At 34.9% G+C, this 14,241-nt stretch carries 13 protein-coding genes; 9 read left to right on the top strand and 4 right to left on the bottom strand.

What is annotated here, in order from left to right; translation table 11 throughout:
- The first annotated feature begins 95 nt into the window (after positions 1-95).
- From AC07N0_RS01855 to mnmC2, 3 genes are all read left to right on the top strand, one after another.
- On the top strand, positions 96-1,760 hold the full coding sequence (locus AC07N0_RS01855) for a hypothetical protein (protein WP_494587905.1): 1,665 nt from the start codon (positions 96-98) through the stop codon (positions 1,758-1,760).
- 400 nt (positions 1,761-2,160) lie between these two features.
- Positions 2,161-3,258 (top strand): glutamine-hydrolyzing carbamoyl-phosphate synthase small subunit, encoded by a 1,098-nt coding sequence (gene carA, locus AC07N0_RS01860; protein ID WP_492800559.1) that lies wholly within the window; start codon positions 2,161-2,163, stop codon positions 3,256-3,258.
- A gap of 172 nt (positions 3,259-3,430) precedes the next feature.
- The gene (gene mnmC2 / locus AC07N0_RS01865; protein ID WP_494587906.1) at positions 3,431-4,084 is read left to right on the top strand and encodes a tRNA (5-methylaminomethyl-2-thiouridine)(34)-methyltransferase MnmC2; all 654 of its coding nucleotides are present in this window, start codon (positions 3,431-3,433) and stop codon (positions 4,082-4,084) included.
- A gap of 322 nt (positions 4,085-4,406) precedes the next feature.
- Here the strand turns inward: mnmC2 and AC07N0_RS01870 are convergent, their stop codons facing one another.
- From AC07N0_RS01870 to AC07N0_RS01880, 3 genes are all read right to left on the bottom strand, one after another.
- Entirely contained in the window at positions 4,407-5,831 is a 1,425-nt protein-coding gene (locus tag AC07N0_RS01870; protein ID WP_492800561.1) for a TonB-dependent receptor, read from the bottom strand.
- A 249-nt stretch (positions 5,832-6,080) separates the two neighbouring features.
- Entirely contained in the window at positions 6,081-6,935 is an 855-nt protein-coding gene (locus AC07N0_RS01875; protein WP_494587907.1) for an N-acetylglucosamine kinase, read from the bottom strand.
- 75 nt (positions 6,936-7,010) lie between these two features.
- Complete coding sequence (locus tag AC07N0_RS01880; protein ID WP_494587908.1) at positions 7,011-7,241, bottom strand: cytochrome b5 domain-containing protein; 231 nt, start codon at positions 7,239-7,241, stop codon at positions 7,011-7,013.
- Positions 7,242-7,329: 88 nt separating this feature from the next.
- On the opposite strand from AC07N0_RS01880, the gene AC07N0_RS01885 reads away from it, so the two are divergent.
- The gene (locus AC07N0_RS01885) at positions 7,330-7,803 is read left to right on the top strand and encodes a hypothetical protein (RefSeq protein WP_494587909.1); all 474 of its coding nucleotides are present in this window, start codon (positions 7,330-7,332) and stop codon (positions 7,801-7,803) included.
- Between the two features lie 114 nt (positions 7,804-7,917).
- Complete coding sequence (gene thiL / locus AC07N0_RS01890; protein ID WP_492800565.1) at positions 7,918-8,946, top strand: thiamine-phosphate kinase; 1,029 nt, start codon at positions 7,918-7,920, stop codon at positions 8,944-8,946.
- 85 nt (positions 8,947-9,031) lie between these two features.
- Here the strand turns inward: thiL and AC07N0_RS01895 are convergent, their stop codons facing one another.
- Positions 9,032-9,922, bottom strand: a complete 891-nt coding sequence (locus AC07N0_RS01895) for a geranylgeranylglycerol-phosphate geranylgeranyltransferase (protein ID WP_494587910.1) — start codon at positions 9,920-9,922, stop codon at positions 9,032-9,034.
- Positions 9,923-10,140: 218 nt separating this feature from the next.
- On the opposite strand from AC07N0_RS01895, the gene bshA reads away from it, so the two are divergent.
- From bshA to AC07N0_RS01915, 4 genes are all read left to right on the top strand, one after another.
- Positions 10,141-11,310: an N-acetyl-alpha-D-glucosaminyl L-malate synthase BshA gene (gene bshA / locus AC07N0_RS01900; protein WP_492800567.1), complete on the top strand. Its 1,170-nt coding sequence runs from the start codon at positions 10,141-10,143 to the stop codon at positions 11,308-11,310.
- Between the two features lie 7 nt (positions 11,311-11,317).
- Positions 11,318-12,610, top strand: a complete 1,293-nt coding sequence (locus tag AC07N0_RS01905) for an NAD(P)/FAD-dependent oxidoreductase (protein WP_492800568.1) — start codon at positions 11,318-11,320, stop codon at positions 12,608-12,610.
- A 181-nt stretch (positions 12,611-12,791) separates the two neighbouring features.
- The gene (locus tag AC07N0_RS01910; protein ID WP_494587911.1) at positions 12,792-13,442 is read left to right on the top strand and encodes a sterol desaturase family protein; all 651 of its coding nucleotides are present in this window, start codon (positions 12,792-12,794) and stop codon (positions 13,440-13,442) included.
- A 91-nt stretch (positions 13,443-13,533) separates the two neighbouring features.
- A complete protein-coding gene (locus tag AC07N0_RS01915) occupies positions 13,534-14,220 on the top strand; it encodes a response regulator transcription factor (protein WP_492800570.1) in 687 nt (228 codons plus the stop codon).
- The last annotated feature ends 21 nt before the right edge of the window (positions 14,221-14,241 follow it).

Raw genomic sequence — 14,241 nt, forward strand, 5'->3', positions numbered from 1 at the left:
TAGTAATTTCTTCAAGCAATTAAAGAGGAGTATTTCATAAAATGCATATATATCCTTAATTTAACTAAAATTCTAACATTAAACTCTAATTGCAAATGCCCTCCCCTGAGATTACCAGAACTACTATTATGCAAGCTTCTCTTTTCTGTAAAATAATCCAAGCTAAAAAAGGAGAAGAACAGATATGGAAAAATTGGTTTTCCTCTAATGGAGAAATAAAATTAAACAATATTGTTATAAACCAAGCCATTAAACTAGATACTGAATACGAGTATACTTATCCAATAATATTAACGAATTGTTCTATAACAAGTTTAACATTAAACAGAGGCAGTTTCAATAGTTATGTAAAGTTCGATACCTCCCAAATAAGTCATATCAGAATAAATTCTGATACAATTTTCTATAACCAATTATTCATAACAAATTGTGAAATCGGCAATTTGTTTCTTGATGGTTCTTACAAGGATGAAGTGTACATATTTTCTAATAGATTCAAAAATATTTTTGAGACACGAGACCCTACTTTTTGGGATAAAATAATATTTAACAATAACACTTTTGAAAATTCCATAAGATTTTGGGGAGGTGTTTTTAAAAGAGAGCTTTTTCTTTATGATTCAATGTTTAAAGGAGATGTTTCATTTCAAAACACTTACTTTGAGAAAGGTTTAAAAATTGGGGAAAATAATATTTTCGAATCTGAACTTAATTTTCAATCTGGAAGATACGAATCGTTATTAATATTTGGTGGACAGTTTAAAGAGGTTGATATTAATGGAGGTGTTTTTGGACGACTTAGTTTTTCAGATAATATTAAAATAAGTGATAAATTAAGAATATCCTTTTATTTTGACTTAAACATAAGTGAATTACAAATAGACTTCACAAAAATCACTTGCAAAAATTTTTTAATTGAAAATAAGAATGGACAAGTTTCAAAACTTGAATTAATAGGGATAATTTCGAAAGATACTTATTGTGAGTTTGTTAGTATTAACACTCCTACAAATATTAATATTGACAATCTAACCAATTTCGGGAATATCTATTTTAAAGATGTCACTTATTCTACACCCAAACTTAACAATGAAAAGCTGGGATTTTTTATTATAAAGAATTCAGATTTAGGGAAAACGACTTTCATAGGTTCAGATTTTTCCAGATTATATCTAGATTTTAAAAGCTCAAAAATCACAGAATCATTTCTATCTGATACTGTAATGCCTTCTGAAATTAAGTCACAAGATGGTACAAGTAGTTCAGAACAACAACGTCTTGGTTATGGACAACTGAAAAAAATCTATGAAAATAGAGGGGATGCCATTAGTGCTTTAGAGTATTATGCCAAAGAAATGAATGCATTAGGAAAAAGTAATAAGATTAGTAATTGGGAAAAAATAAATATATGCTTAGGAGAAATATCAACCAATCATGGAACAAATTGGGCTAGAGGATTATTTTCAACAATGGTATGCACACTTTTATGTTTTTCACTCATAAGTTTTAGTAGTGGTATTTCCTTTTCATTCACAAAGGTTGGATGGATATTCTTTTGTAATAACTCTATACCCGCTTTCTTAGAATTTTTCAATCCTCTACATAAATCAAAAGAAATTATTTCAATTTTGAAAAATACAAAACCCGAACTAATCAAGCTTACATGGGCAATTAGTATTGTTGATTTTCTCTCTAAAATTTTCATCACTTACTTTGAATATCAATTAATTCAAGCTTTTAGGAAGCATGGTAAAAAATAGTTTTACTAACTAATTCTATTCACCTTTTCTCTGAAAGTCCGCTGTTTGAGCGAAGCTAGTTTCGGAATTTCTTGATTTTCTTTTGTTACTTTTCTTGTATCAAGACAAGAAAAGCAAGAAGTGTACAATAAAATCTCAGAAAAACCTTTCATTCAAGCTTTTAAAAAGAATTCTCATTAAAAAGCGTTTGTCCAAAAATCTTTTATTCCCTATCTTTGTACCAGAAATGAAACAAATGATGATACAAGCAGTTTTTACAAGTAACTTTTGGGAAATGTCCAAAGATTTACCTTCAAAAAAAGGCTGTTTTATCGTTTCTAAAAATATTTTTATTAGGAGGTCAAATTAATTGACCTCCTTTTTTATAGTACAACCTTTACAGTAACCAAGAAACAATCAAATGAAAGTAACACAAAGCCAAGCAGCTATTTTGTTGTTGGAAGACGGTACAGTTTTTAGAGGGAACGCCCTTGGGAAAATCGGGACGAGTGGCGGAGAAATTTGCTTCAATACAGGTATGACTGGCTATCAGGAAATTTATACTGACCCTTCATATTTCGGACAAGTAATTGTAAATACGACTTCTCATATCGGTAATTATGGAGTTGTTAACGATTTAGAAGAAGAGTCAGGCTCGATAAAAATTTCAGGAATGGTTTGTAATGAATTTTCACCGATTCATTCACGTAAAACATCTGATGGCTCTTTGCAAAATTACTTTGAAAAGGCAGGAATCGTAGGAATCTCAGGAGTTGATACGCGTCAAATTGTACGTCACATTCGTGAAGTAGGGGTGATGAACTGTATTATTTCTTCTGAAATCTTAGATGTGGAAGAATTAAAAAAGGAGTTGGCTAAAGTGCCTCAAATGGAAGGACTTGAACTTTCATCACAAGTTTGTACCCAAGAATCTTATTTCTTAGGCAACCCTGATGCTGAACATAAAGTGGCTGTATTAGACTTAGGCGTGAAGAAAAGTATTTTAAGTAACCTTACTGATAGAGATTGTTATTTGAAAGTATTCCCTGCTAAAACGCCATATTCAGAAATGCAAGCGTGGAATCCTGATGGATATTTTATCTCGAATGGCCCTGGCGACCCTGCGGTAATGCCTTACGCTATTGAAACAGTAAAAGAAATTGTTGATAATGACAGCCCTACTTTTGGTATCTGTTTAGGACACCAAATTTTGGCACAAGCGTCTGGTCTTTCAACATATAAAATGAAAAACGGACACCGTGGTTTAAATCACCCTGTGAAAAACTTGGTAACTGGTCTATCAGAAATTACTTCACAAAACCATGGTTTTGCCGTAAAAATGGGAGAATTGGAAGCAAACGAAAATGTAGAACTTACTCATATTAACTTGAACGACAAAACGGTGGAAGGTTTAAGAAGAGTAGACAAACCTGCTTTCTCAGTTCAGCATCACCCTGAAGCATCACCAGGCCCACACGATTCTCGTTATTTGTTTGATAATTTTGTGGAGATGCTTTAATTTTAGACTTTAGGACTTTAGACTAAAGGACTTGAAGATTTTTGCCTTGACTTGAGGACTTGAAGATAAAAGGTTTTAGGCTTTCTATCTTCAAGTCTTTTATTATTAAATAATCTTAAAAGTCACAAAATCCTATAGTCTTCAAGTCCTAAATCCTCAAGTCCCAAAAAAAATGCAAAGAGTAAGAATTACTGACGACGGTTTTACTACTTTATTCAGTACAACGTTTAACCAATATTATCATTCTGTTCGGGGTGCTTTAGACGAAACCCAAAGGGTGTATATTGAATTGGGATTGTTGGCTAAAATGCAAGAAACAAAGGAGATTAGCGTGTTAGAAATAGGTTTTGGCACTGGCTTGAATGCCTTGGTAACGGCCTTAGAAGCACAAAAGAATAATCTCCAAGTACATTATACTACCCTTGAGCCTTTTCCTATTTCAGAAGAAGATGTATCATCATTAAATTATCAGACTGGTACAGAAACAGATTTACTTCAAAAACTCCATCGTGTAAATTGGAACGAAAATATTGAAATATCGCCTAATTTTTCATTTCGAAAAGTAAACTGTACACTTCAAGATTTTATGACGGCTCAACTATTTGATGTAGTTTATTATGATGCCTTTGCTCCTTCTTCACAACCAGAACTCTGGACGGCAGAAACATTTACGCATGTAGCATCTTTCTTAAAAAGAGGGGGATTCCTAACTACTTATTGCTCAAAAACTGTTGTAAGAAGAGCCATGGAACAAGCAGGATTTAAAGTAGAAAAGCATGTAGGTATATGGGGAAAAAGAGAAGTAGTAAGAGCCATTAAGCTCTAAAAAGTTCAAATCCTTCCTATTAGGCGGTGACTTAAGTCCTATTGATTACCCACATCTTTTAAAAAAGTTGAAATGAAGATGTAATTATTGATAAAATTGGCTCAAATAGGCTTAAATCGCCTTTCAAACCGAGCTTTGGTCGCCTCATGTCACAGCCTGAATACGTGAAGTTCTTATCCCTAGCGAGGGACTTAAGTCCCTCGCTAGGGATAAGAGATTGATTGTTAGTTATTTATATACTTGTGGGTAATCATTAGGACTTAAGCCACCACCTAATAGGAAGGATTTGAGAATTATATTACTAAAAAGCTATTTTGATATTTTATGCGGGTGTTACCTCGCATGGATACCCAAATAAACAATTTCCTTTTACCAATTTAGAAACTACGGGTGGTACTAATTCCTCCCATCCCGGCTCGCCAGACTGTATCAATCTCAATACAGCATCGGTATTAATTTTCAGTAAGTCTTTATCGTATTTTTTAATATCCGCAAACTTATCGTTGTCTTGCAAATATTGGAACAATCCTTTAAGGTGCGAAGGAGGAGTAAATTCCTTAGTAGTTACTATTTCTCCGTCAGCATTCAACATAGGGTGCAAATACAATTTAATTTTAGGAGCAAACAATGTTGAGAATGCTGCAAGAATTCCTCCTGTAATATTAGTATAGTGCTTTTCTTCAAAGATATAATCAAGATTAGGCATCCCCAGAATCAAGCCCATTCTAAGTTTGGTAAAACCACCTAGGTATTGCACTAAACGATAATATTCATGGAAGTTTGAAATTAACACGGTATGACCAAGTGAACATAAGATATCTACACGGTCTAAGAAATCCCTTTCGTTGATTTGCTCTCCGCCAGCTTGTAAATTCTTTAAAGTAAGCTCGGCTAATAAAACCACTTTATCATCATCCACATCAGGCTCAGCTTCAAACTGCTTTAAGCCCGTTTTGATCATATCTAACGAAACATTAGTCACTGGTCTGAAACGACCACGTACTGCTACAATATGTTTTTTATAGAACGCCTCAGAAGGTTGCATCACATTACCATCTGGACCAAAAAGTGCTGCATTGGTAAATCCATTTTTTACAAGGTGAAGTGACATTAAACGGTCATCTACCTCTTTAAAATCTGGCCCACGGAAACGAATCATATCAATCTCAATTCTGTCGGATGATAAATCATCCATCAAAGATTGAAGTAAAATTTCGGGTTGAGCATTATAATAAAAGCAACCATACATCAGGTTTACACCGATAACCCCCAAAGCTTGTTGCTGAAGTACGTTATCGTTGTCTTTCATTCTTACGTGAATAACAACATCGTTGGGTGCACCGTTTGGTTCAAGTTGGAAACGTAGTCCAATCCAACCATGAGGATCATTAGTTTTTTGATAGTTTAACGCAGCTACAGTATCAGCAAAAGCAAAAAATGTACGTTCTGAGGCCATTTCCGTCAAGCGTACATTCAATAACTTATACTCACGCGTAAGCATTTTCATTAAGCGGGCTTCTACTACATATCGCCCTGACTCTTCTTCGCCATAAATCGCATCCGAAAAAGCCATGTCGTATGCTGAGATGGTTTTTGCAATTGTACCTGATGCTCCTCCAGACTTAAAAAAATTAGCCGCAACGTCTTGCCCCGCCCCGATTTCAGCAAAAGAGCCATAAATCCTGCGGTCGAGATTGATGCGAAGAGCCTTCTGTTTTGTGCCTAAATTTCTATCGTAATTTACCATGAAATTATTCTCCTTTTTTAATTGTACATTATCACTAAAACCATTTCCTAATTTACAATTCTAAGGTCAAAGCTTGACAAAAATCTACCAAAAATATAACTCTTTACTAAAAAAGTAATACAAAAACATAATTAGCCATAAATATGTATCCTTTTTAAAACGTTGAGCGTCATCTTCTGATATAGCTAAGAGCTGTCTCTTTATTTTAAACATCTAATAGCTTAGTAGAATTCATTTTTCAGTGAGGTTTTACAACTTTGATGGCTTATGATATAAGGTTAATCCTGCGATGGGACTTTCCATAATTATTCCTATACTAAAGCCTTTTTCGATAGCCACTCTTCTAAGAATATCTGAATAATAAAAAGCGACAGAACCCGTAAAATGAACTTTGTGTTGCTGATAGTCAGGATACTTTAATAAGTATTTTTCAAAAAATAGGCTAAAGGCATCTGTTACTAATTTAAACGTAAATTGATTATTCCTATTATCAAAAATAAATTTGGAAAATGAAGCAAAGTATCTGTTCGGAAAAGGTTTCTGATAAGCATTTTCTAACACCTCCAGACGGTCTTTTGCACCAAAACGCTTTTCAAATTTATCACGAATATCTTGTGGCATTTCTTTGTGTAAATAACTTAGCACTAATTGTTTGCCGAGATAACCTCCACTTCCTTCATCACCTAACCAAAAACCTAAGGGCGGTACCTGAAAAGTAATATCGCTTCCATCATAAAAACAAGAATTGGAACCCGTTCCTAAAATACAGGCAATACCAGCAGTGTGTCCACACAAAGCACGTGCTGCCGCCAACATATCACTATGAACCTCAATAGATGTTACCTCCGTAAAAATTGCCCTAAAAGCCAAACGAATAATGTCCGCTTTTTCAGCGTTGGTCACGCCTGTACCATAATAAAAAATCTCAGAAACTACCTGATTGTTAAGAGAAGGCAATAAATTTTTCTGTAATTCTTCAATAATAGCATCAGTCGTTTGATAATATGGATTCAGCCCAATCGTTTTGACTTGCGATACGCTTCCATTCGGAGCAATCATTCGCCAATCTGTTTTACTTGAACCACTTTCTGCAATTAAAATCATTGTTTCTATTTAAAATGTATTATTATAAAAATGAAATGCAACCTTTTTTTAAGTGTAGTAGTCATATAAAAGTAGCTAAATCAATTCACCCACAATAGTAAATTTTTCAAAAACTTTATCAGTATGAGGTGCGTCTTTTAGTTCATCTGTTAAGTCTTGCCCAGCCCAATGTTCGTAATGTTTGCCATTACGCCAAAGTCTTGAATGAGTAACATCATAAATATGACCTTTGTAGGCTACCCAGATTTCATCACGGTCTTGACCATTTCTTAACGATAGTTGAGATTTGGAGTATTTTTTTAGCATAATTATTTTTTATATATTGTATCAAATTTGCTGAAATCAATTTATTTTATCATTTTTATCTCTCAAAAATTAAAAATCTAACATGGTAATGAAAAAATTAATTCTATCCCTTTCTATTCTATTTGCCTTTATCTTAGTATTAAGTAGCTGTGGTGGTAAAAATGCAGTTGAGCCTTCTGTGAAAGAAAAGCTAACAAAAACATTCACAGTAAGCATTGCTAAGGAAGCAGGTGTCGAAGTTTATAACAAAACAAAAGCAACAAACATCGAGGCTGGATATAGTTATTATAAATTAAGCTTGACTTCATCAGGTGCGGCTACATTAACTGCTAAAGATAACTCTACTTTCACAGGAAGCTGGACTTTAACAAATACAGATAAAACGTTAAGTCTTACAGGCTTGAAAAACGCAGCAGGAAACAACCCTACAGGCACAACAGGTACGATAGAATTTACTATTGTTAGTATTGATGGTACTGGTGCTGCTGTTACGTTGGAATCTTTACAGGCTGATATAAAAGCTGGTAATAAAATTGTTAATTTACAATTAGTAAATCCTTAAACCAAACATAAATTATTGCACCGAAGCCATCCGTAACTGGGTGGCTTTTTTCTTTTCCCTAAAATATCAATCCTTCGGTTGTCTCAATCACAAAATCCAACGTAACTTTGTAGGATGGAAACAAGAACAGAATTAAGTACAATCGGAGAATTTGGCTTGATAAAGTTAATCGATTCAAAATTTCAAAACATCAATCCCGAAACCATCAAAGGCATTGGCGATGATGCTGCTATTATTGATACCGCTGGGAAAGAATTAGTAGTTTCTACTGATCTTTTGATGGAAGGCGTACATTTCGATTTAGCTTATACTCCCCTTAAACATTTAGGCTATAAGGCTGTTGCAGTGAACGTTTCTGACATTGCGGCAATGAATGCTATTCCAAAACAAATTACCGTCAGTCTAGGGTTGAGCAATCGTTTTTCAGTAGAAGCCATTGAAGAATTGTATGAAGGAATCAAGATAGCTTGTGATGAATATAAAGTAGATTTAGTAGGGGGTGATACTTCGGCGTCGCGTGCTGGTTTAGTGATTTCGATTACGGCGTTGGGTACTGCTGAAAAGAAGAACATCGTTTTAAGAAATACTGCGAAGACAAATGATATCATCTGCGTTTCAGGTGATTTGGGTGCTGCCTTGATTGGTTTACAAGCCCTTGAAAGAGAAAAACAGGTATTCTTGGCGAATCCTGATATGCAACCTCAGTTAGATAAAGACAAAGATTATGTAATAGAGCGTCAATTGAAACCGAATGCCCGAATGGATGTAATTTATGAATTACGTGATTTAGGCGTTGTTCCAACATCAATGATTGATGTTTCAGACGGATTGGCTTCTGAGTTATTACATCTTTGTAAAAACTCGGGCACGGGTGCGGTGATTTTTGAAGATAAAATTCCAATCGACGACCAAACATATTTGGTGGCTACTGAATTGAATTTTAGTCCGATGACGGCCGCCTTGAATGGTGGCGAAGATTATGAATTGTTATTTACGGTAAAACAAGAAGACTTTGAAACCATCAAAAACATGTCTGATATTAGCTTTTTAGGCTATATGACAAACGATGTGGATGGCGTAAAACTAATGATGAAATCTGGTACATTGATTAATGTTACGTCCCCAGGTTTTGAACATTTTTAATCAACTTTAATGATGATTATTCAGAGGCTTCGCTAAAACGAAGCCTCTTTTTATTTTATCTGGCTTAGTTATTTATAATAAAGCCCTACGCAAATATCATCGTTAGCACACCTATCAACATAATCATTTTACAGGCATTACTCAAAAAAGCAAAGTCGTCTGGTTTATCAGCATACACTAATTTATAGGTCAAAAAACCTACTGGGAACATCAGTACTAGGAAAATATAAGCTACCCGCTGATTAGGCAACTGTGCGGCTAGTACAAACAGGATTGAGATAAATATTGCTATAAATCCAAAAACTAGTCTTTTTGTACGAGCAATTCCCCAAATAATGGGGAGAGTTTTGCACCCATGTAGTTCGTCACCTTTTACATCTTCCATGTCTTTAATTATTTCTCTAATTAAAGTAATAAAAAACGAAAAGGTGGCATATACCCACACTTGACGCTGATGTCCGGGATAATAAACAGCCAACACTAATAAAGAAAAACCCGTGAGGATGGCTACCATTAAATTCCCCCAAAAGGGTAATCTTTTTAATTGATTAGAATAGAGCCATAAACAAAAAACGGCAAATAGGTTTACCAAGGCTATTTTTTTATCAACCAACAAGCCCAACGCTATACCAGCACCATTAAAAAATTGGTGTATCAATAATGCCCATCTTCTTTTGATATATCGCCCAATCACTACCCTATCTGGTTTATTAACAAGGTCTATCTTAATATCGTAATAATCGTTAATAATATAACCTGAGGCCGCAATTAGCACTGTGGCCAGCGATATGAGGAATAAGTTTTTTTCAACTAGAATTTCAACTAAGTGACCAAAGGAAAGAGGTTTATCACGAATTAGAAAATACCTTGTGAAGTATTGGGTAAATACGATAATTGCTAAATTCTGCCAACGGATTAGTCGACTAAAGCCCATAATTACTTGTAGATATGTTATTTTACGAGGGGTTCTCAACATTTTGTTAAAGGCTAACTTTCATGAATTAAACAGCAACAGTGGGATAAACGATTTACTCTAACAACCAAATTTATTCCATTTTCGTCCCTTAAAAAACTTTTTAGTGACTTAAAGAGATTTTTTTTTGTTTTTGTGTGTTAGTCTTTTGATAAGTCTATTCGCTAAGACTTAACTTTACATATCCACAACGTGCGGCGAACCGCTTCAATATTAGATTAATGAAAATCGGAATTGTTTGTTATCCTACTTACGGAGGTAGTGGTGTAGTAGCCACAGAATTAGGTAAGGCACTTGCTAAGGCAGGTCATGAAGTACATTTTATCACCTATTCACAACCTTCAAGGTTAGACTTTTTTAACGAAAATATCTACTATCACGAAGTGAGTGTATCAAGCTATCCACTTTTCCAATACCTTCCTTACGAATCGGCATTGGCAAGTAAGATTGTTGATGTTGTTATCAACGAAAGGCTCGATTTATTACACGTTCATTATGCGATTCCGCATGCTTCGGCGGCTTATTTGGCTAAACAAATTCTAAAATCAAAGGGTATTCATATCCCTTTTATCACCACTTTGCATGGAACAGACATTACTTTAGTAGGTAAAGACCCTTCTTTTGAGCCTGTCGTTACTTTTTCTATCAACGAGTCTGACGGCGTTACGGCAGTTTCTGAAAGTTTGAAAAACGATACTTATGACGAATTTGAAATTGTCAGCAAAATAGAGGTAATTCCTAATTTTATCGATTTAGAACGTTTTAAAAAGCTTCGTAAAGATCACTTCAAAATAGCGATTTGTCCGAATGGGGAAAAACTGCTGATGCATACCTCAAATTTTAGGAAAGTAAAGAGAATTGAGGACGTGGTACATGTTTTTCATAAAGTAAATCAGAAGATTCCCTCTAAATTACTCTTAGTTGGCGATGGCCCAGAACGTACTTCTATTGAAATGCTTTGCAGAGAATTGGGCGTACAACAAGACGTAAGGTTTTTAGGGAAATTAGATGTAATAGAGGAGGTACTTTCATTGGCAGATTTATTCTTACTGACTTCTGAAAAAGAAAGTTTTGGTTTGGCAGCCCTAGAAGCAATGGCCTGTGAGGTTCCAATCATTTCATCAGATGCTGGTGGATTGCCAGAAGTAAACATCAATGGGGTAACAGGTTATGTTTCCAAAATTGGAGATACTGACGATATGGCAAAAAATGCCATTTCAATTCTTGAAGATGACGCAGTATTAGCCAGATTCAAACATAATGCCCATGAAAGAGCTAAAGAATTTGATATTGCCAATATTTTACCCCTATATGAACGTTACTATGAAGAAGTAACAGCTAAAAGTTGGAAATTTCCACCCCAACCCTGTGCTGTGGATACCTTAAATTAACAACAGTATGCCCCTGAACATTCAAGAAAGTAATCGTAAAAGAGTAGTAATTATTGGAGCAGGTTTTGGAGGACTAAAACTAGCCCAGGAATTAGCAGGTAGTGATGATTTTGAAGTCGTTCTGATTGACAAAAACAATTATCATCAATTTCAACCGCTGTTTTATCAAGTAGCGACTGCTGGGCTTGAACCATCAGCCATTTCATTTCCGCTTCGGTTAGCTTTTCATCATTACAACAATGTATTTGTAAGGGTAGCTACTGTAACAAAGATTATTCCTGAGCAAAATATTATTGAAACTAATATTGGAGAGCTTACTTTCGACTATTTAGTATTGGCTATTGGAGCTGACACCAATTTTTTTGGCAATAAAAATATTGAAGATAATGCTCTGCCCATGAAATCGGTAGGCGAAGCACTCGGGCTTAGGAATAGACTATTAGAAAACTTTGAAAAAGCCTTATTAGCTGATCAAGAAGAAGATAAAATCGGCTTGATGAATGTAGTAGTAGTGGGTGGCGGGCCTACTGGTGTGGAAGTATCAGGAACGCTGGCTGAAATGAAAAAAATGGTTTTGCCAAATGACTATCCAGAGCTAGATTTTGATTTGATGCAAGTGCATATTATAGAGTCGGGCACTGAATTGTTAGGGCCGATGTCGGTGAACGCACAAATTAAATCAAAAGATTATCTGGAACAATTAGGCGTGATTGTTCACCTCAATACCCGAGTGACCGATTTTGATGGTAAGCACGTTTATTTTAACAATGGTACCACTATCCGAACCAACAATTTAGTATGGGCAGCGGGGGTAAAAGCGAATGTGATACAGGGTATCAAGCCAGAAGTGATGGTTCGTGGTGGAAGGTTGAAAGTAAATAGACAAAATCTGGTAGATGGCTATGAAAACATTTTTGCGATTGGTGATGTAGCCTATATGACTGAAGATAAATTTCCGAATGGTCACCCACAAGTAGCTCAACCAGCGATACAGCAAGGTGACCTATTGGCTACCAATCTAAAAAATATGCTAAAAGGCAACGCCCTAGAAGATTTTAAATACAAAGATTTAGGGTCAATGGCTACTATCGGTAGAAACAAGGCCGTCGTAGATTTACCATTTTGGCGTTTTCAAGGTTTTTTTGCTTGGCTTACATGGATGTTTGTGCACTTAATTGCTATTGTAGGCGTAAAAAACAAAGTACTGATATTTATTAACTGGTTATGGAATTATGTTACATACGACCAGTCGTTAAGATTAATTATTAAAGCTAAATCTCCTAAAAACAATCAAACATAGCGTATTGACTATTAATCATATAGGTAGATTATCATCATATTACATGACAAACGGTATTTTATTGTAAATAAAAGTTCAGTATCTTTGTCGTTATAATTCAACAAAATGATAGGTATTAAGCTCTTTATATTAAATTAATACAATTTATACGCTAACTCTCCTACTTATCGAAAATAGTATCATGGAAGCGAAAAACACAAAAATAAGACCTAAAAATAGTGGATCGAAGCAATTATTTGAGAATCCAATCTTAGAGAAATTATCCCACACGCATATTGCCATTCCTGTATCGTTATTTTTTGTTGCAGGTTTTGTATTGGGGTTTTATGCCTTTACACATACAGCTTTAGAAAATTGGCTTATTGGTACTTTATTCATAGCTGGTGCTATCACATTTACATTTATTGAATATTGGGTTCATAGAAGTGTATACCACATTGAGCCTACCACTGAAGCAAGAGCTAAATTTCAATACATTGCTCATGGGGTACACCATGAATACCCAAAAGATAAAACACGTTTGGCAATGCCTCCTATCGTAGCGGTGATTGTAGCGGTGTCATTATTTTCTTTCTTTTTCGTTTTTATGGGCGAAGCAGCCTATGCTTTTTTCCCAGGGTTTATTTGGGGATATGCAGCGTACTTGTTAGTACATTATTCTGTTCATGCGTATGCACCACCTAAAAACTTTATGAAGCAATTATGGATTAACCATGCTGTACATCACTATAAAGACGGCAATGCTGTTTTTGGTGTTTCTTCTCCGCTTTGGGATTATGTTTTTGGAACGATGGCAACGATGGATAAATCAAAAGTCTCTGAAAATCTATAAAAATATTTAATTAGTGATGGCTCCGCAAGAATTTAAGTGTCTTGCGGAGTTTTTTATTTTATCTTTGATAAAGTATTTACCTACAATATCCATGAAAATATTATTAATAGAAGATGAACCCAAAACACTCCAATCGCTTCGACAGGGATTAGAGGAAAATGGTTTTGAAGTAGATATAGCTTATGACGGACTCATCGGCAAACACCTTGCACGCAAAAATCAATATCAAATCATCGTTACTGACATCATTATGCCAGGTATTAACGGGCTTGAATTGTGCAAACAACTTCGTGAAGAAGGAGTAGTCACTCCTATTCTAATGCTTACGGCAATGGGTAGTATTCAAGAAAAATTGATGGGTTTTGATGCTGGTGCTGACGATTATTTAGTAAAGCCCTTTGATTTTCTGGAACTCATGGCACGTATTAAGGTATTGAGCAAACGTACTCATGTTGCGCCATTACTTAGTAATACCAATATTTTGAGCTATAATAATTTAGAAATGAATCTGGATGCCCATTTAGTAACTAGGGCTGGTAATAAAATTGATTTAACCGCTCGTGAGTTTGCTTTGTTAGAATATCTTTTAAGAAATCAGGGGAAGGTAATTTCAAAAGCAGATATTGCCGAAAAAGTATGGGATAGTCGTTTTGAAATGGGCACAAACGTTATCGAAGTATTTATGACGATGCTTCGCAAGAAAATTGATAAAAACTATGATACCAAACTTATCCATACCCAATATGGAGTTGGTTATGTATTAAAAGTTGAAGAGTAATTTTAAAACGTTATCATAAAT

It is taken from the genome of Arcicella sp. GW821-FHT09D11, from assembly GCF_059416265.1.